Source organism: Novosphingobium malaysiense, assembly GCF_000802225.1.
Classification (GTDB): domain Bacteria; phylum Pseudomonadota; class Alphaproteobacteria; order Sphingomonadales; family Sphingomonadaceae; genus Novosphingobium; species Novosphingobium malaysiense.
The window spans coordinates 729,959-748,117 of sequence record NZ_JTDI01000001.1 but is presented as its reverse complement, the minus strand read 5'-3'; the positions used below and the strand labels follow the sequence as shown (position 1 = coordinate 748,117).

Here is an 18,159-nt window from a genome sequence, read left to right as displayed (position 1 = left end):
GGCAAGGAAGAACGATGGCCGATCCAGATCAGACGCGCCCCGGGGGCGAGGCATTAGCCGCGGCGCAGGATGCCCTGCGCGCGGGCAGGTTCGAAGATGCCCACGCCGGGGCAGAGACGATCCTGACGCAGGAGCCGGAGAACGCCGAGGCGCTCTATCTGGCTGCGGTCGCCTGCCGCTATCTGGAAAAGTTCAAGGAAGCGTCGGCACTGCTCGATCGGCTGAGCGCGGTAATGCCTGAGTACGGGCGTTGCTGGCAGGAACGCGGCCATCTGGCGCGGGCCCAGGGGCAGGTCGAGCGCGCCCTGGCGGCCTATGCCCGCGCGGTTCGCTACAACCCGGTTCTCGAAGCGAGCTGGCGCGCGCAGGTCGATCTCTATGCCCAGACTGGCCGTCCGGCCGAAGCGGCTACGGCCCGGGCGCAAGCGGAGCGGGTCTCGGCCCTGCCGCGCGAGTTGCTCGCGGTTTCCAACCATCTGCACGAAGGCCGGCTGCTGCGGGCCGAGGAAATCTGCCGCCATTATCTGCGCCAGCACCCGCGCGATGTGGAGGGCATGCGCCTGCTGGCCGAGATCGGCAGCCGACTGGGCGTGCTCGACGATGCCGAGTTCCTGCTCGAAAGCGCCGTTACCTTTGCGCCCGACAATGTGCAGCTGCGGCTCGACTACATCCAGACGCTGCGCAAGCGGCAGAAGTTCGCCCGCGCGCTGGAACAGGCCGAAGCGCTATATGTGCGCGATCCGGACAATCTGCTCTTCGCTTCACACCTTGCCATCGAAGCCATGCAGACCGGGGATTACGAGCGCGCCTTTGCGCTGTTCGACCAGGTGCTGGACAAGGTGCCGGGCGATCCGGCCACGCTCACCAGCAAGGGGCACGCGCTCAAGACCGCGCGGGGCGGAGACGAGGCCGTCGCCGCCTATCGCGCCGCGATTGCCGCCAAGCCCGATCACGGCGATGCCTGGTATGCGCTCGCCAATCTCAAGACCTGGCGCTTCGATCCCGCCGACCTCGAAGCCATGCGCACGCAGCTAGGTCGCAGCGATCTGGCCTTCATGGATCGCGTCCACCTGACTTTCGCGATGGCCAAGGCCTGCGAGGATGCCGGCGACTACGCGCAGGCCTTCCGCTATTATGATGAGGGCAATGCACTCAAGCGCCGGCAGACCCGCTACGACGCCGACCGCATGAGCGCGGAACTGGCAGCGCAGGCTCAGCACTGCACGGCCGATCTCTTCGCTAAGAACGCGGGGAATGGTTGTCCCGCGCCCGATCCGATCTTCATCGTCGGCCTGCCGCGCGCCGGTTCGACGCTGCTCGAGCAGATCCTTGCCTCGCATCCGATGATCGACGGCACGCTGGAACTGCCCGACATTCTTGCGCTGGCGCACCGGTTGCGCGGGCGCCGGGCCGGGGAGTCGCGCTATCCGCAGATCCTGCACGAGCTGACCGGCGAACAGCTTGCCGGAATGGGCAAGAGCTATATCGAGAGCACCAGCGTCCACCGTCAGGGGGCGCCGCTGTTCATCGACAAGATGCCCAACAATTTCCGGCATATCGGCCTGATCCACCTGATCCTGCCCAACGCCAAGATCATCGATGCCCGCCGCGCGCCGTTGGACTGCTGCTTCTCGGGCTTCAAGCAGCTCTTCGCCGAAGGGCAGGAGTTTACCTACGGTCTGGAACAGGTCGGCCGCTACTATGCCGACTACGTGAAGCTGATGGAGCATTGGGATTCCGTGCTGCCGGGCAAGGTGCTGCGGGTTCAGCACGAGGATGTGCTGGACGATCTGGAAGGGCAGGTCCGGCGCATGCTCGATCACATCGGCGTGCCGTTCGATCCCGCCTGCCTGGACTTCCACAAGACCGATCGGGCGGTACGAACGGCCAGTTCGGAACAGGTGCGCCGGCCGATCTCGCGCGCCGGGGTCGATGCGTGGAAGCCCTACGAGGCCTGGCTTCAGCCGCTGCGCGAGGCGCTGGGTGATCTGGCGGCCTGACGCCGTCAGATCGACAGGATGACCACGCCGCCGCAGGCCATGGCCAGAAGGCCGAACAGCCAACGCCGGAACCGTTCGGGTGGCAAGGGCAGCAGGGCAGCGGCCAGGATCACGGCAAAACCGCTCCAGAACAGCGCCACGAACGGGGCGGCATTGCCGAAGGCGAGGCGAACTGCCAGCGTCAGCGCGACCAGCAGGGGCGATCCCCACACCACCGCGTCCCAGGTCTTGCGCAGGCGCGGTTCGTTAAGGCCCCTCCGGCGCCGTTTGCCCAGCCATATATAGATCCCGGTCGCACAGATCGCGGTCAGCGCCGTACCGAAGAGCACATAGGCGAGCTTGACCGGCAGGCCTCCGTAGTTGCCGAAGTGCAGGTCATAGGCGGATGCCGCCAGCTGCTGGCCGAGCTTGCCGTCGGCCAGTCCCGTCGTATGCCGAAAGGCGCCGTCGGCATCGAAGTGGTAGTACTCGGCGAAGATCAGCCGCCGAGGGTGCTTGGCCCAGATCTGGATCGTCTGCCCGCGCGTCAACGGCTCGTGCACGAAGGCATAGATCGGCGTGACCGACGGATAGTGCGTCTGCATGTACGCCAAAGCGCGCGCTACGTTGGGAGCGGGCGCGGGCGATTCGTCTTTTGGCCCTTCCTCGCCGAAGAGGGGGGCGTAGACGGCCTCGAGGTCGCCGTCGTGATAAAAGCTCGCGATTCCGTAGGCCGTTACCGAGGCGAGGCCGATCATGGCGCCGGTGAGGGCGATGGCGATGGAAAAGGGCAACGTCCACACGCTGAGGCGATTGTGCCAATCCGCCAGCCCAATTCCGCCGGCATCCCGTGCGCGCAGGCGGAAGGCATCGCGAAATATCCTGGGGTGTGCCACCAGTCCCGAAATCACCAGGGCGAGGATCATGGCCCCGAGCGCGCCGACCACCGTCAACCCTACGAGGCCGGGAACATTGAGCTCATAGTGGAGGGCCACGAGAAAGTCGGACCAGGCGATTTCTTCGGGTCCGGCAAGGCTTCCGTCCGCTGCCACGTGAACGGCCCGATTGTCGGTGGTGATTGTCGTGCGCGGAAGATCGCTTACGGGGAGATGGACGTAGAGATGCTCCGTCGCAGGCCTTTCTGTCGCGAGCACGGCGGTGACAGCGCGCTGCGCCGCGGATGGAGCGATTTCGGACATCTCCGGTGCATCCGGTTGTTCAAGCCGCTGCAATTCGGCGTAGAAAACCGAGATCGTGCCGGTCAGGCAGACGAGATAGAGCAGGGCACCTGCAACGAGACCGACGGCGGCATGGCTGGCAAGTGCGCGCTTGACCGTCGAGGGAGGGGGACTGGCGCTCATGCGAATGCTCCCAGGGCCAGCACCAGCACCACGGGCGCACTGGATATCGCCAGCACCTTGATCTGGCTGGCCCGGCCAGGCTGCAGGGTGAGGAAGAAGGTGATTGCCGACCATGTCAGGGGCATGGCCAGCAGCGCCGTCACGGTGCTGTCGGCCGCGCTCCATCCGGCAAGGCGCGCGACATGGCCCACGGAAACGGCCAACGCCGCCGAGACTATGGTGGCCACGAGCGCCACGAGCACGAATGTCGTGAGACGTGCTCCAAGGCGAAGCGGTTCGGCCCCTTCCGGCAGCATGTGGACACGGCGATCAGAGGCCCTTTGCCGCCCGGGCGGGGCGGTCGCGGCGGCCCACGCGAGGACCAGGCAGGCGGCTGCCATGCCGGCGAGCGCGACGATGGACGTGCCCCAGGCGCCGGCGGCGGACAATCCGGCCCCGGCCCCGGCAAGCAAGAGGCCCCAGCCGGCGGTATTGAGCGCGGGCCTGCGCCGCGGACGTGCCCATGCGGCGCGCAGGACTGCAACTCCGGCGATCACGCTGGCACAGCCACCGGTCAGCAAGGCATTGGCGATCACGCTGCACGACCCCGTCGGCAGTGTTCATTGCGCCGCTGTTCGGCAATCCTTCGATTTCGCATTGATGCTCCCCAAGGTATCACTGGAGCGTGTAATGCGAATAAGTTGCAATAGCAAGAATGGGTTTCGATGAATTTTGGCGAGCGCCGGTCGTTCGTTTCTCGCTCCGGTTCGCTTTCCCGGCATCGGGGCATGCCAAAGACGTGTGACCTTCAGTCCTTCCTGGGCTCGACCACGCGGCACAGACCTTCCTGCGCGATGCTGGCAAACAGGTTTCCCGACCGATCGAAGATCATTCCCCGCGCGAAACCGCGGGCATGTCCCGACCACGGACTGTCCATGGCATAGAGCAGCCAGTCGTCGACCGGCGGGGTGTCGTGGAACCAGACGGCGTGATCCAGGCTGGCCATTTGCAGCCGGGGCGAAAAGAAGTCGACCGGGTGGGGCAGCACGGCCGTGGTCACCAGCGCGAAATCGCTCGCATAGGCCAGCACGATGCGCCGCATGGCCGGGTCGGCGTCCATGGGCCGGGCAAGGCGAAACCACAGGAACTGGCTCGGCATTCCCGAACCGCCGCCATCGGGCGAGGGCGGTCCCGGGCGCACGTCGAAGGCGGCAAGCCGCTCCAGCATGGCCGAGGGCATGGGCTGGCCGGAAGCCGATAGTGCAGTGACAAGATCCGGACAGGCTTCGGGCGGTGGAACATCGGGCATGGCCGCGGCATGGCTGAAGCCGTCTTCTGGCCGGTGGAACGAGGCGGCGAGATTGAGGATCGGCAGCCCGCCCTGCATGGCGACGACGCGGCGATTGGCAAAGCTGCCGCCGTCGAAGTCGCGCAGGACGCGGTAGATTATCGGACGGGTCGTGTCGCCGGCACGCAGAAAATAGGCATGCAGTGAATGGGCCTGGTCGCTTTTCGGCATGGAGCGCGCGGCGGCGGACAGCGCCTGTGCCACCACCTGCCCCCCGAATACGCGCTCCGGTCCTTCGGCCGCGGCGGCGCCGCGATAGAGGTCCGTGTCGAGGTCTTCGATCGTCAGCAGGTCGCGCAGTTCGTCGACGGCCGCCTGCAGTGCGTCAGTCACGGGAATTGTCCTCGCCTTGGGAAGAACCGACGGGGGCCTCATCCAGCCAGTCCTGGGCCTGCTGATCGATCGTCAGCAATTCTTCCAGGGTCTGCTCGATAGCGCGCTTCTGCTTGCGCAGGTCGCTGATGCGCTGGTTCACCTTGACGCGCAGCTGGCGGACTTGCTCCACGTGTTCGGGGTCGACGTCGTAGAGGTCGAGAAATTCCTTGATCTCGCGGATCGAAAACCCCAGCCGCTTGCCGCGCAGGATGAGTTGCATGCGGCCGATTTCGCGGCGCGAATAGATGCGCGTGGTGCCCACCCGCTGGGGGGCAATCAGGCCCTTGTCCTCGTAGAAGCGCAAGGTGCGCATGGTCACGCCGAGCATCTTGGCGGCGTCGTGGATGCCCAGCATCTGCTGGACATCCGAAGCGGGTGCGGCGCTGGCGGCGCTCACGTGGCCTGTCCCGCTTCCCCGCGCGCGGCTTCCTCGGCGGCAAGATCCTTCTTGGACAGCTTGCCCACCATGGTCTTTGGCAGGGTGTCGCGGAATTCGATCGCGCTGGGCATCTCGATCTTGCTGAGCCGCTCGCCCAGGAAATCCAGCAGTTCCTCTTCGCTCAATACACCCCCCTCGTGAAGCGTCACGAATGCCTTGGGGGACTGGCCGCGATACTCGTCAGGCACGCCGATCACGGCGGCCTCTGCAACCATGGGATGCTCGTAGATGGCTTCCTCGATGATCCTCGGATAGACGTTGTAGCCCCCGCACAGGATCATGTCCTTGATCCTGTCGACGAGGAAAAGATAGCCGTCTTCGTCGAGATAGCCAATGTCGCCGGTGCGCAGGGCACCGTAGATGAAGGTCCGCGCCGATTCCTCGGGGCGATTCCAGTAGCCCAGCATGACTTGCGGGCCACGCGCGCAGACCTCGCCCTTTTCGCCCTGCTTGCACAGCCGCGTGGGCTCGTCCGGGTCGCGCACTTCGATGGCGGTGCCGGGAAAGGCGGGGCCGCAGGAATTGTCCTTCACGACGCCTTCGAGCGGATTGCAGGTAATGATCGGGCTCGCTTCCGAAAGGCCGTAGCCCTCCACCACCCGCACACCCGTCCTGTCCTCGAAGGCCTTGCGGACTTCCAGGGGGAGCGGAGCGCCCCCGGAAATGCACACGCGCACACTGTCGAATTCACCGTGCAGATCCTGGTGATTCAGCGCCGTGTAGAGGGTCGGGACCCCGAAAAACTGCGTCGGCTTGGTGCGCCGCGCGGTGGCGAGGAACGACTTCATCTCGAAGCGGGGCAGCAGGATCATCTCGGCTGCGGTGTCGACGGAATAGTTCAGCACCGTCGTCAGTGCGAAGACGTGGAACAGCGGCAAGACGCCCAGCGTGCGCTCCTGCCGGTCCGGCATGTGGCCGACATGGGCGATCATCTGCGCCGAGTTCGCCGCAAGGTTGGCATGGGTCAGCATCGCGCCCTTGGGCACGCCGGTGGTGCCGCCGGTATATTGCAGCACGGCCAGATCGTCCGGCTTGCGCTCTACGGGATCGAGATCGGCATCACGCGCGATCAGGTCCGTGAAGCGGACGTAACGCAGGTCGTGCGGTTCGTGAGCGATGTCGCGCCGCTTGAACAGCAGGAAGGCCCTGCGCTTCATGCTGGGAAGACCGTCGGCAAACGGGCAGACGACCACGCGCTTGAGATTGAAGGTCCCGACCAGCGGCGCGACCTTTGGCAAGGATAGAGAAAGGTCGGAAGTGATCATCACTTCGGCACCCGAATCCTCGACCAGGTGGGCCATTTCCCGCTCGGTGTAGAGCGGATTGAAGTTCACCACGACGCCGCCGATCCGCAGGATCGCGAAATAGCAGACGACGTAGTAGTGCGTATTGGGCAGGCACAGGCCGACGCGCGTGCCCTTCGTCACGCCGAGATCCTGCAGGCCCCGCGCCGCCTTGCGGGCGAGATCGCCGATCTCGGCGTACGTCCATTGCCTGCCCATGAAGTCCACGGCAGGCCACTTCCCGTGATGCTCTACGGCATGGTCGAGCAAATCGGTCAGCAACCGCGGCGCGATCGGCGGCATCTCTTCCGGCTGTTGGGAGGAGGATGCCGGACGGTCGCTGCCGCCGATCGTCGCCGCGCCACTCATCAGAACTTCACCCGAGCGCCGAGAGAGAAGACAAGCGCGGATGCGTCTGTGAGCGTGCCGTCTACCAGGATCGGCGTTTGCACCGGCGTGCCTGCATAGGCCGCAGTGGTGCGGTCGATAGTGGCGTCCTTGAAGGCGATGTAGGAGGCCGCAGCATCGATCGTGAACTTGCTGTTCAGCGCGTAGCTGGTGCCGGCCGAGAAATTCCAGCGATCGGAATCCGGCACGCGTGCGTCACGCTCCCCGTCGCGGGTCGGCGTGCCGGCATGCTGAATGCCCGCGCGCACCGTCCACTGTGGGCTCACCGCGTAATCGGCGCCGAAGGAATAACTCCACACGTTCTTGTAGTTTTCCGGGATCGACACGTTGAGCGGATCGCCCAGGTCGATGGAATCGAACTTGCTCCAGCCATAGCGGACAATCTGGCCGTTGAGCGTCAGCTTGTCGGTGGCGCGGAAGCGGATGCTGCCCACCGCCTGCCAAGGGGTCGAGAACTTCGCCTTGGTAGAGACCGTGCCGTTCTGGCCGGCCAGCGGGCCGAGCAGCCCGGTCGTTTCCACCGAACCCTTGAGCGTGTGCTCGACGCTCGACTTGTAGGCGAGGCCCAGCGACAGCGGGCCGGTGTGGTACTGCACGCCGGCCGACCAGCCGATGTCCCATCCCTTGCCCGAAAGCTTCTGGTGCCCGTCGGCCAGCAGCGGCGAGAGGTTGGGCAGGTAGTTGCTCAAAGTGGCGTCGGCGTGTTCGATGTTGAGACCGGCGCCGATCTTGAGACCCGGGGACAGTTCCACCGCGACGGTGGGCTGGATGTCGATCGTGCGCAGCTTGGTCTTGTCGGCAGTGTAGCGGGTCCAGCTGTCTGCGGCATAGTTGGTGGTGAACGAGTAGGGCGAGGTGACCGCGAGGCCCAGCGCAACCTTGCCGAAACCGTAGGCGACCGCGCCGGACGGCAGGACGCCGTTGTCGATGGGGTTCTTGGTGACGGGATCGCCGCCGACCGGCGCAGGGGCTTGGCCTGGGCGGACTATGACCGTGCCCTGGTCCGTCACCTTGCCGCGCGGCAGAATGGCGCTGACGTGAACGGCTGCCTCGCCGCCTTCCATGCCGGCGATGGCGGCCGGGTTCCACCAGATGGAATCGACACCGGTGTCGGCAGCCTCACCGGAAAAGGCGCGGCCTTGCGCACGAACCGACTGTTCCTGCAGGTAGAAGGCCTGGGCATGGGCGGCTCCCGCCATGCCGAGGGCCAGGGCAGAGGCCGTGCCCGTCAGGAGGATGCGACCGTAAATCTTTTTCATTTTGAGGGATCTCCCAAATTCATTCCTGTTGGTGCAACGCGCGGTCATGGCATTCGGGTCCATGTCTGCGTCTTGCACAGGGGCCAGACGATGCAGCCCTTGAGTTTGAGGGTATTGGTTCCGGTGGGGGTTATCGTTGCCTTGTATGTGCCTCCGTCTTCCGCATTGTAGACCCAGCCGCTGGTCCACTTCTCGTCATCGCGTTCGAAGCCGCCGAGCATCTTGAGCCCCTTCACGCGGCGCGCGCGCTTGGCTTCGTCCTTGTTGTTCACGTCGCGCAGGTCGGCGTTGTCGCGAATGCCGTCCGATTCGAGCAGCTTTCCGCAGATCGATTCGCCGCAACGGGTGATTTCCACCACTCCGTGGCGGGTGGGCGTCTGCCATGTGCCCAGAACTGTGTCCGGGCTGGCGGCGTATGCAGGATTCGCGAACGCGGCGGCGGAAACCACAGCCACGCCTGCGAGTTTGCGTAGTGTCATGTGCGACCTTTCAACTTCTCTCCATGCCCCTGTTTTCCGGCGCGGAGCGATCGCAGGCGAAGGCTCGGCCGGGGGCTGATGCAGCGTACCTAGCCGAAAATTCGCTTGACGTATAGGGAAAGAATTGCACCTATAGGGAAGAATTCAGCACAGCGACGATACGGCCCCGCAAACGACGGGCCGCGTCTGCCGATGGAGAGAATGCATGCAAAGCGTCGTGATCGCGGGCTACGCCCGTTCCCCGTTTCATCTGGCCAACAAGGGCGCGCTCGCTCGGGTTCGCCCCGATGACCTGACAGCGCAGGTGATTCGCGGCCTCGTCGGCAAGACCGGCGTCGATCCGGCCGACGTGGAAGACCTGATCGTGGGCTGCGCATTCCCCGAAGGCGAGCAGGGCCTCAATGTCGCGCGCATCATCGGACTGCTTGCGGACTTGCCGATTTCGGTGGGTGGCATGACCGTGAACCGCTTCTGCGGATCGTCGATGAGCGGCATTCACTACGCAATGGGCCAGATCGCCATCGGCGCGGGAGAGGCCTTCCTTTGCGCCGGTGTCGAATCGATGAGCCGCGTGCCGATGATGGGCTTCAATCCCATGCCCAACCCGGAACTGGCGAAGCGAAGCGCCGTCTACATGAGCATGGGCGAGACGGCAGAGAACGTCGCTTCCAAGTACAAGATCGGCCGCAGTGAGCAGGAAGCTCTGGCGGTCGAAAGCCAGTTGCGTGCCGCCGGTGCCCGCGAATCCGGCAAGTTCGTGGAGGAAATCATTCCGATCGAGACCAGGAACGGTACGGTCAGCGAGGATGGCGCTATCCGTCCCGGTACCACCGCCGAGGATCTGGCTGGCCTCAAGCCCGCCTTTGACGCGAACGGCACGGTCACGGCCGGCACGTCCTCGCCGCTCACCGACGGGGCGGCCGCCGTGCTCGTCACCACCGAGGACTATGCCCGCAAGCACAACCTGCCGATCATGGCGCGGATCAAGTCGGTCAGCATCAGCGGCTGTGCGCCCGAGACCATGGGCCTCGGCCCGATCCTGTCCAGCCAGAAGGCGATGAAGCGCGCGGGCATCACCGCCGCCGACCTCGATGTGGTCGAGTTGAACGAAGCCTTCGCCTCGCAGGCTATCGCTTCGATCAGGGATCTCGGCATCGACCCGGCCAAGACCAATATCGACGGCGGCGCCATCGCCATGGGCCATCCGCTCGGTGCGACCGGCGCGCGCATCGTCGGCAAGGCGGCCGCGCTTCTGAAGCGCGATGGCGGCAAGTACGCGCTCGCGACGCAGTGCATCGGTGGCGGGCAGGGCATTGCCACCGTGCTGGAGGCCGTGGAATGAGCAATAGTTCCATCAAGAAAGTCTGCGTGATCGGTGCGGGCGCCATGGGTGCCGGCATCGCCGCGCAGGTCGCCAATGCCGGCGTGCCGGTGGTGCTGCTCGATATCGTTCCGAAGGAAGGCAGCAACCGCAACGCCATCGCCGAAGGCGCCGTCGCGAAGATGCTCAAGACCGAGCCCGCGCCCTTCATGAGCAAGTCGGCGGCCAAGCTGGTCGAGACCGGCAACATCGAAGACCACCTCGACAAGGTTGCCGAGTGCGACTGGGTGATCGAGGCGGTGATCGAACGGCTCGACATCAAGCAGGGCCTCTATGCCAAGCTTGAAGCGGTGAAGCGCGACGGTACGGCTGTCTCGTCGAACACCTCGACGATCCCGCTCGCCAACCTCGTCGAGGGGCGCTCGGACGCGTTCAAGCGCGACTTCCTGATCACGCACTTCTTCAACCCGCCGCGCTACATGCGCCTGCTCGAGATCGTCACCGGTCCCGACACCGATGCCGGCGTAGCCGCGAAGGTCGAGCAGTTCGCAGACGTCGCGATGGGCAAGACCGTGGTTCAGGCCAACGACACGCCCGGCTTCATCGCCAACCGTATCGGTACCTACTGGATCCAGCTCGGCATCAATGCCGCGTTCGACATGGGGCTGACCGTGGAACTGGCCGATGCCATCGCGGGCAAGCCGATGGGCGTGCCCAAGACCGGCATCTTCGGCCTTGTCGATCTGGTCGGCATCGACCTCATGCCGCACCTGCAGGCGAGCCTCACCTCGACGCTGCCCAAGGACGATCCCTATCACGCGATCGCCCGGACCATGCCGTTGATCGAGAAGATGATCGCCGATGGTTACACCGGCCGCAAGGGCAAGGGCGGGTTCTATCGCCTCAACAAGGAGATGGGCCGCCGCAAGGAAGCCATCGATCTGCAGACCGGCGAATATCGCGAAAAGATCAGCCCCCGCGGTCCTTCGGGTCGCGCCGCGAAGGGAGATCTGCAGGCGCTGGTCGAGAGCAAGGGCGATATCGGCGCCTATGCCTGGGCCGTCCTGGGCGGAACGCTGGCCTATGCCGCCAGCCTCGTGCCGTCCGCCGCCGCCGATGTGGTCGCGATCGATGATGCGATGAAGCTCGGCTACAACTGGAAGGCCGGGCCCTTCGAGATGATCGACACGCTCGGCGCCAGGTATCTGGCCGAGCGGCTCGAAGCCGAAGGCCAGCCGGTGCCGGAGATCCTCAAACTGGCCGGTGAGCGCCCATTCTACCGGATCGAGGACGGCAAGCGCCAGTTCCTCGGGCTCGACGGCGAGTATCACGACGTGGTCCGCCCCGAAGGCGTGCTGCGCCTTGCCGATGTGAAGCTGTCGTCCAAGCCGCTGCTCAAGAACGGCTCTGCGGCGCTGTGGGACTTGGGCGACGGTGTTGTCTGCCTCGAATTCACCGGCAAGATGAACGCGCTCGACGGCGAGGTGATGAAGCTCATCGTCAAGGCCATCCCGCTGGTGCAGACGCAGTACAAGGCGCTGGTCGTCTATACCGATGCCGACAGCTTTTCGGCCGGTGCGAACCTTGGCCTTGCCCTGTTCGCGCTCAACATCGCGGCCTACAGCGAGATCGAGAAGCTCGTGGCGGGCGGGCAGATGGCCTACAAGGGCCTCAAGTACGCGCCTTTCCCGGTCGTGGGGGCCCCGGCCGGCCTCGCGGTCGGCGGCGGGTGCGAGATCCTGCTCCACTGCGATGCGATCCAGGCCCACGCCGAGCTTTACACCGGCCTCGTCGAATGCGGCGTCGGCCTCGTGCCGGGCTGGGGCGGCAATGGCGAGATGCTCGATCGTGCGCGCAACGCCAAGATGATGCCGCGCGGTCCGATGCCGCCGGTCGCCAAGGTGTTCGAGACGGTCTCGACCGCCACGGTCTCCAAGTCCGCCGCGCAGGCCAAGGAAATGCTGTTCCTGCGTCCCGATGACGGGATCACCATGAACCGCGATCGGCTGCTCTACGACGCCAAGCAGAAGGCACTTTCGCTCGTGGATGATTACACGCCGCCCGAAGCACCGGAGTTCCGTCTGCCGGGACCCAGCGGCCGTGCAGCGCTGAGCCTGGCGGCCGAAGGCTTCCGCAAGCAGGGCAAGGCGACCGAGTACGACATGGTCGTTTCCGATGCCCTGGCCACGGTACTGACGGGCGGCGAGACCGATCCGCTCGATACCGTGAGCGAGCAGGAACTGCTCAAGCTGGAGCGCGAAACGTTCATGCGGCTCGTGCGCGAACCGCGTAGCGTTGCCCGGGTCGAGCACATGCTGGAAACCGGCAAGCCGCTGCGCAACTGATGTAATACAGGCGCGCCGGACGCGCCGCAGGAGAGTGACAATGCAGGTCTACGAAGCACCTTTGCGCGACATGAAGTTCGTGCTGCACGAGCTTCACAACGATGACGGTTTCGGCAACCTCGAGGCGCTGGAGGAATTCACGCCCGATCTCGTCGATGCCGTGCTGGAAGAAGCGGCCAAGGTTGCGCAGGAAGTGCTCCTGCCACTCAACCGATCGGGCGACATCGAGGGCTGTACACTGGAAAACGGCGTCGTGCGCACCCCCAAGGGCTTCAAGGAAGCCTACGACCTGTTCCGCGACGGCGGCTGGTGTGCGCTGGCCTCCGATCCGGAATGGGGCGGACAGGGCCTGCCCGAGCAGGTGAACAAGATGACCGAGGAGATGATCTGCTCGGCCAACCTTTCGTTCAGCCTCTATCCCGGCCTGACCCATGGCGGCACCACCGCGATGGAAGCCTACGCCAGCGACGAGCTCAAGCAGGCCTACCTGCCCAAGATGGTCTCCGGAGAATGGTCGGGCACGATGTGCCTTACCGAGGCGCACTGCGGCACCGACCTCGGCATGCTGCGCACCAAGGCGGTCCCGCAGGACGACGGTTCCTACAAGCTGTCCGGCGGCAAGATCTTCATCTCGGCCGGCGAGCACGACCTGACCGAGAACATCATCCACCTCGTTCTCGCGCGCATGCCCGATGCGCCTGCCGGGGTGAAGGGTATCAGCCTGTTCCTCGTGCCCAAGTACCTGCCCAAGGACGATGGTACGCCCGGTGAAGCCAACGGCGTTTCGGTCGCGGCCATCGAGCACAAGATGGGCCTCAAGGCCTCGGCCACATGCCAGCTCAATTTCGACGATTCCGTCGGCTGGCTGGTCGGCAAGCCCAACAAGGGGCTGGAGGCCATGTTCAAGATGATGAACACCGAGCGTGTCTCGGTGGGCATCCAGGGCCTCGGTATCGGTGAGGCGGCCTACCAGTCGGCCGTGTACTACGCGAAGGAGCGCGTGCAGGGCCGCTCGCTCTCCGGCGTGAAGAACCCGGACGGCCCGGCCGATCCGATCATCGTCCACCCCGACGTGCGCCGCATGCTCATGACCATGCGCGCCTATAACGAAGGCTGCCGCGCGCTTTCGGGCTGGGTGAGCCGCGCGCTCGATGCCGAGAAGCATTCAACCGATCCCGAAGTGAAGCAGCGCGCCGAAGATTTCATCGCGCTGATGACGCCGGTGGTGAAGGCGGTCTTCACCGATCTCGGCTTCGAAACCGCGAACCTCGGCGTGCAGTGCTACGGCGGTCACGGCTACATCGCCGAGAGCGGCGTGGAGCAGTACGTGCGCGATGCGCGTATCGCGATGATCTACGAAGGCACCAACGGCATTCAGGCGCTCGACCTCGTCGGTCGCAAGCTGCCCGCGCACATGGGCCGCTACCTGCGCTCGTTCTTCCACCCCGTCTCGCAATTCATCGAGGCGAACAAGGAGCAAGAGACCTTCGGCAAGATGATCGAAGGGCTGGAAAAGGCTTTCGGCGCGCTGCAGCTCTCGACCGCGACGATTGCCGAAAAGGGCCTGAAGGATCCGGAAGAAGCCGCCGCCGCCGCGACCGAGTACACGCGCCTGCTGGGTCTCGTCGCCATGGGCTACTGCTTCGCCAAGGCCGCCATGCTGGCACAGGCGAAGCTGGCCGAAGGCAGCGAGGAAACCGCCTTCTACAAGGCCAAGATCACCACGGCGCGCTTCTACTTCGACCGCATCCTGCCGCAGGCGACCGCTGCGTTCCTGGCGATCAAGTCGGGCAAGGCCTCGATGATGGAGCTGGAAGCAGACGCGTTCTGAACCATCCAATCCTCCCTGTTCCCAGAGGGAATGGGGAGGTGGCATTCGCGTAGCGAATGACGGGGGGGGTTCATGCCCCTCCACCACCGCTGCGCGGCGGTCCCCCTCCCGATCGCTGCGCGATAGGGAGGATGAAGGAACGATAGCGCACCGCCCGATTCACCGCTAAAGGCGCGCCATGCTTCGCCTGACCGATCTTGCGCTTCCGCTCGACCATACGCCTGCCCACCTCGAACAGGCGGTGTGCGAGCGGCTGGGCATCGCGCCCGGCGATCTCGAGCGTCTGACCGTCGCAAGGCGCGGCAACGATGCGCGGCGCAAGGCGGCGATCAAGCTGGTCTATTCGCTCGACGTGATGGTGAGCGACGAGGCCGAGGTGCTCGCGCGCTTCGCCGACGATCCGCATGTCCGGCCCACGCCCGACACGTCCTACAAGTTCGTGACCCGTGCGCCCGAGGGCTACGATGGCCCGCGCCCGGTGGTGATCGGTGCCGGACCCTGCGGGCTGCTGGCTGCGCTGGTGCTGGCGCAGATGGGCTTCAAGCCGATCATCATCGAACGCGGCAAGGCCGTGCGCGAGCGGACCAAGGATACCTGGGGCCTCTGGCGCCGCTCGGTGCTCGATCCGGAGAGCAACGTGCAGTTCGGCGAGGGCGGCGCGGGCACGTTCTCCGACGGCAAGCTCTACAGCCGCATCAAGGACCAGCGCCATCTCGGCCGCAAGGTGTTGACCGAGTTCGTGAAGGCCGGCGCGCCTGACGATATTCTCACCGAAGCGCATCCGCACATCGGCACGTTCCGCCTCGTCACCATGGTCATGTCGATGCGCGAGACTATCGAGAAGCTGGGCGGTGAATACCGCTTCCAGACCCGCGTCGAGGACTTCGAGGTGGAGAAGGGCGAGGACGGCATCCGCCGTCTGGCCGGGCTGCATCTTTCGACCGGCGAATATCTGCCCGCCAGTCACGTCATCATGGCGGTGGGCCATTCGGCGCGCGATACCTTCCATGTGCTCCACGATCGCGGCGTGCACATCGAGGCCAAACCCTTCGCCATCGGCGTGCGCATCGAGCATCCGCAAAGCTGGATCGACAAGGCCCGCTACGGCCCCAATGCGGGCAACGACATCCTCGGCGCGGCGGCCTATTCGCTCTCACACAAGTGCAGCAATGGCCGCACGGTCTATTCGTTCTGCATGTGCCCGGGCGGGCGCGTGGTCGCCGCGACCAGCGAGGAAGGCCGCGTCGTCACCAACGGCATGAGCCAGTATTCGCGTGCCGAGTTCAATGCCAACTCAGGGCTGGTCGTCGATATCGATCCCGAGCGCGACTACCCCGGCGATCCGTTGGCGGGCATCGCCTTCCAGCGCAAGTTCGAGGAACTGGCCTTCAAGGCGGGCGGTTCGAACTACAAGGCGCCAGGCCAGAAACTCGGCGACTTCCTCGAGGAAAAGCCTTCCGCCGAGTTCGGTGAAGTGACGCCGAGTTATCAGCCCGGCGTGCACCTGACCGATCTCAAGCAGTGCCTGCCCGATTTCGTGATCGATTCCATCCGCGAAGCACTGCCCGTCTTCGGACGGCAGGTGCCGGGCTATGATCATCCCGACGTGGTGATGACGGGTGTGGAGACGCGAACCTCCTCTCCGGTGCGTATCACCCGTGGCCGCGACTTCCAGAGCCTCAATACGTACGGGTTATATCCTGCGGGCGAGGGCGCAGGTTATGCGGGCGGGATCCTCTCAGCCGCCGTCGATGGCATCCGCGTCGCCGAGGCGCTGGCGCTGGAACTGGTGCCTGCGTGAACCCGACGTACGACGCCATAGTGCTCGGCGCCGGGGCGGCCGGGCTGTTCTGCGCCGCCACGGCCGGACAGCGCGGCAAGCGTGTGCTGCTGCTCGATCATGCCGACAGGCCGGGCAAGAAGATCCTGATTTCCGGCGGCGGGCGCTGCAACTTCACCAATCTTCACACCGCACCGGATCGCTACCTTTCGAAGAATGTGCACTTCGCGAAGTCCGCGCTGAGCCGTTACACGGCGGCGGACTTTCTCGCGCTTGTCGAAAGCCATGGCATCGCCTGGCACGAAAAGACGCTTGGCCAGCTCTTCTGCGATGACAGCGCCAAACAGATCGTTGAAATGCTGCTGGACGAATGCGCCAAGGGCGGGGTCGAGCTGCAATGCGGAGAGGCGATCCGCGATGTGGCGCATGGCGATGGACAGTTCCGCGTTACCTATGGCGAAACCGAGGCGACTGCGCCGGCGCTGGTCATCGCCACGGGCGGACCCTCGATCCCGAAAATGGGCGCGACCGGCTTTGCCTATGATCTTGCCCGCCAGTTCGGGCTCAAGGTGGTGCAGCCGCGCCCCGCGCTCGTGCCGCTGACACTGCCGGGCGAGGAAGCGCTGTTCCGCGATCTCTCGGGCGTATCGACAGAAATTATTGCCCGCATCGGCGGCAAGGAGAAGGGCAAGGCAGCCTTCCGTGAGGCCGCGCTCTTCACCCATCGCGGGCTGTCGGGCCCGGCGATCCTGCAGATATCCAGTTACTGGCAGCGCGGCGATACGGTCACGACGCAGTTCCTGCCGGATCGCGTCGAAGGCTGGCTCAAGGAGGCCAAGCGCGACCGTCCCCGCACCACCATGCGCAAGGTCCTGTCCGAGGCCTTGCCCGACCGGCTGGCCGAAGTGCTGTGCGAGCGGCTGGGTGTATCGGGCGATCTCGGCAACCTCTCCGACAAGGCACTGGCTGCGGCCGAAGCGAAGCTGGCCCGCTGGCCCTTCGTGCCCGACGGGTCGGAAGGCTTCGCCAAGGCCGAAGTCACTGCCGGGGGCATCGATACGGCGGGCCTGTCTTCCAAGACGATGGAAGCGCGGGCCGCGCCGGGGATCTACGTCATTGGCGAGGCGGTGGACGTCACCGGCTGGCTGGGCGGCTACAATTTCCAGTGGGCCTGGGCGAGCGCCCGCGCTGCCGGCCTTGCACTCTAGCTGCGATAGAGCGAGGGCCAGGCCTTCTTGAACGCGGCGATCTTGGGCTTGTCGTAACGCACGATATAGCCGTTGTTCGGGTTCTTGCGCATGAAGTCCTGATGATAGCTTTCGGCTGGATAGAACTTGCCACTCTCTAGCTTGGTCGCGATCGGCTTGCTGTAGGCCTTCGCCTTGTCGAGCTTGGCGATGTAGGCTGCGGCGATCCGGCGTTGCTCTGCGGTTTGCGGAAAGATCGCCGAGCGGTAACTGGGGCCGGTGTCCGGGTACTGGCGGTTCACTTGCGTGGGATCGTGTGCGACCGAAAAGTAGATCTTGAGCAGGGTGCCGTAGCTCACCTTGTCCGGATCGTAGACGATGCGCACGGCCTCGGCATGCCTGGTCTTTTCTGTCGAGACCTTCGAGTAGCTGGCGTTCGCCTTGGTGCCACCGGCGTAACCGGAGACCACCGACTTCACTCCCCTGACGTGCTCGAACAGGCCTTCCATGCCCCAGAAGCAACCACCCGCAAGCACCGCGACCTGATTGCCTTTCGGCGTGGACGACGCCGCCGGCGGTTCTGGAAAATCGGCCAGATTTCTGGACTTGCTGGCCGAAACAGCGCCGCTATCGGCGACGAGCGCTACCGCGCCGGCAATGCCCAGCGCCGCGAAAGGCAGGGGGCGGAATTTCATGTCTTCTTCTCCCGTTTCACTACCATATGGTGTTCGTTCGGGGATAGCGCGAGGTTACACCGGCAAACCTGCTGCCGACAATCGGCCTTG

The 18,159-nt window shown here is 65.1% G+C and carries 14 protein-coding genes; 6 read left to right on the top strand and 8 right to left on the bottom strand.

Translation table 11 applies throughout. The features are described 5' to 3' along the window. Positions 1-14: 14 nt before the first annotated feature. Positions 15-2,000, top strand: a complete 1,986-nt coding sequence (locus LK12_RS03220; protein ID WP_039279235.1) for a tetratricopeptide repeat-containing sulfotransferase family protein — start codon at positions 15-17, stop codon at positions 1,998-2,000. Between the two features lie 5 nt (positions 2,001-2,005). Here the strand turns inward: LK12_RS03220 and LK12_RS03215 are convergent, their stop codons facing one another. The 7 genes from LK12_RS03215 to LK12_RS03185 all read right to left on the bottom strand — a co-directional run bounded on the left by LK12_RS03215 (position 2,006) and on the right by LK12_RS03185 (position 8,910). Next, a complete protein-coding gene (locus tag LK12_RS03215) occupies positions 2,006-3,340 on the bottom strand; it encodes a PepSY-associated TM helix domain-containing protein (protein WP_039279233.1) in 1,335 nt (444 codons plus the stop codon). After that, positions 3,337-3,915 carry a hypothetical protein gene (locus LK12_RS03210; protein ID WP_052223116.1) on the bottom strand — a complete coding sequence of 193 codons (579 nt, stop codon included), beginning with the start codon at positions 3,913-3,915 and terminating at the stop codon, positions 3,337-3,339. The genes LK12_RS03215 and LK12_RS03210 overlap by 4 nt, the downstream gene beginning before the upstream one ends. Positions 3,916-4,127: 212 nt before the next feature. Next, positions 4,128-5,000, bottom strand: a complete 873-nt coding sequence (locus tag LK12_RS03205; protein ID WP_039279231.1) for an acyl-CoA thioesterase — start codon at positions 4,998-5,000, stop codon at positions 4,128-4,130. Beyond that, the gene (locus LK12_RS03200; protein ID WP_052223176.1) at positions 4,993-5,397 is read right to left on the bottom strand and encodes a MerR family transcriptional regulator; all 405 of its coding nucleotides are present in this window, start codon (positions 5,395-5,397) and stop codon (positions 4,993-4,995) included. The genes LK12_RS03205 and LK12_RS03200 overlap by 8 nt, the downstream gene beginning before the upstream one ends. Positions 5,398-5,435: 38 nt before the next feature. Beyond that, a complete protein-coding gene (locus tag LK12_RS03195) occupies positions 5,436-7,133 on the bottom strand; it encodes a long-chain-fatty-acid--CoA ligase (protein WP_039279226.1) in 1,698 nt (565 codons plus the stop codon). Beyond that, positions 7,133-8,431: an OmpP1/FadL family transporter gene (locus LK12_RS03190; protein WP_039279225.1), complete on the bottom strand. Its 1,299-nt coding sequence runs from the start codon at positions 8,429-8,431 to the stop codon at positions 7,133-7,135. Before LK12_RS03190 ends, LK12_RS03195 begins: the two co-directional genes overlap by 1 nt. 44 nt (positions 8,432-8,475) lie before the next feature. After that, complete coding sequence (locus LK12_RS03185; protein ID WP_039279223.1) at positions 8,476-8,910, bottom strand: DUF2147 domain-containing protein; 435 nt, start codon at positions 8,908-8,910, stop codon at positions 8,476-8,478. 205 nt (positions 8,911-9,115) lie between these two features. Between LK12_RS03185 and LK12_RS03180 the strand changes: the two genes are divergently transcribed. The 5 genes from LK12_RS03180 (at position 9,116) to LK12_RS03160 (ending at position 17,395) form a co-directional block, all read left to right on the top strand. Continuing rightward, positions 9,116-10,252 carry a thiolase family protein gene (locus LK12_RS03180; protein WP_039279221.1) on the top strand — a complete coding sequence of 379 codons (1,137 nt, stop codon included), beginning with the start codon at positions 9,116-9,118 and terminating at the stop codon, positions 10,250-10,252. Then, positions 10,249-12,576 (top strand): 3-hydroxyacyl-CoA dehydrogenase/enoyl-CoA hydratase family protein, encoded by a 2,328-nt coding sequence (locus LK12_RS03175; RefSeq protein WP_039279219.1) that lies wholly within the window; start codon positions 10,249-10,251, stop codon positions 12,574-12,576. Before LK12_RS03180 ends, LK12_RS03175 begins: the two co-directional genes overlap by 4 nt. A gap of 40 nt (positions 12,577-12,616) precedes the next feature. After that, positions 12,617-14,407, top strand: a complete 1,791-nt coding sequence (locus tag LK12_RS03170) for an acyl-CoA dehydrogenase C-terminal domain-containing protein (protein WP_039279217.1) — start codon at positions 12,617-12,619, stop codon at positions 14,405-14,407. A 178-nt stretch (positions 14,408-14,585) separates the two neighbouring features. Further along, a complete protein-coding gene (locus LK12_RS03165) occupies positions 14,586-16,208 on the top strand; it encodes an NAD(P)/FAD-dependent oxidoreductase (protein ID WP_039279215.1) in 1,623 nt (540 codons plus the stop codon). Continuing rightward, positions 16,205-17,395 (top strand): BaiN/RdsA family NAD(P)/FAD-dependent oxidoreductase, encoded by a 1,191-nt coding sequence (locus LK12_RS03160; protein WP_039279213.1) that lies wholly within the window; start codon positions 16,205-16,207, stop codon positions 17,393-17,395. Before LK12_RS03165 ends, LK12_RS03160 begins: the two co-directional genes overlap by 4 nt. Here LK12_RS03160 and msrA read toward each other — a convergent pair. Beyond that, positions 17,392-18,069, bottom strand: a complete 678-nt coding sequence (gene msrA, locus LK12_RS03155; RefSeq protein WP_039279211.1) for a peptide-methionine (S)-S-oxide reductase MsrA — start codon at positions 18,067-18,069, stop codon at positions 17,392-17,394. The genes LK12_RS03160 and msrA overlap by 4 nt on opposite strands. Positions 18,070-18,159: the final 90 nt, after the last annotated feature.

Coding starts and splice junctions, on each gene's coding strand:
- LK12_RS03170 (WP_039279217.1), top strand. CDS start 12,617: ATGCAGGTCTACGAAGCACCTTTGCGCGACATGAAGTTCGTGCTGCAC.
- LK12_RS03195 (WP_039279226.1), bottom strand. CDS start 7,133: ATGAGTGGCGCGGCGACGATCGGCGGCAGCGACCGTCCGGCATCCTCC.
- LK12_RS03215 (WP_039279233.1), bottom strand. CDS start 3,340: ATGAGCGCCAGTCCCCCTCCCTCGACGGTCAAGCGCGCACTTGCCAGC.
- LK12_RS03165 (WP_039279215.1), top strand. CDS start 14,586: ATGCTTCGCCTGACCGATCTTGCGCTTCCGCTCGACCATACGCCTGCC.
- LK12_RS03185 (WP_039279223.1), bottom strand. CDS start 8,910: ATGACACTACGCAAACTCGCAGGCGTGGCTGTGGTTTCCGCCGCCGCG.
- LK12_RS03180 (WP_039279221.1), top strand. CDS start 9,116: ATGCAAAGCGTCGTGATCGCGGGCTACGCCCGTTCCCCGTTTCATCTG.
- msrA (WP_039279211.1), bottom strand. CDS start 18,069: ATGAAATTCCGCCCCCTGCCTTTCGCGGCGCTGGGCATTGCCGGCGCG.
- LK12_RS03220 (WP_039279235.1), top strand. CDS start 15: ATGGCCGATCCAGATCAGACGCGCCCCGGGGGCGAGGCATTAGCCGCG.
- LK12_RS03175 (WP_039279219.1), top strand. CDS start 10,249: ATGAGCAATAGTTCCATCAAGAAAGTCTGCGTGATCGGTGCGGGCGCC.
- LK12_RS03200 (WP_052223176.1), bottom strand. CDS start 5,397: ATGCTGGGCATCCACGACGCCGCCAAGATGCTCGGCGTGACCATGCGC.
- LK12_RS03190 (WP_039279225.1), bottom strand. CDS start 8,431: ATGAAAAAGATTTACGGTCGCATCCTCCTGACGGGCACGGCCTCTGCC.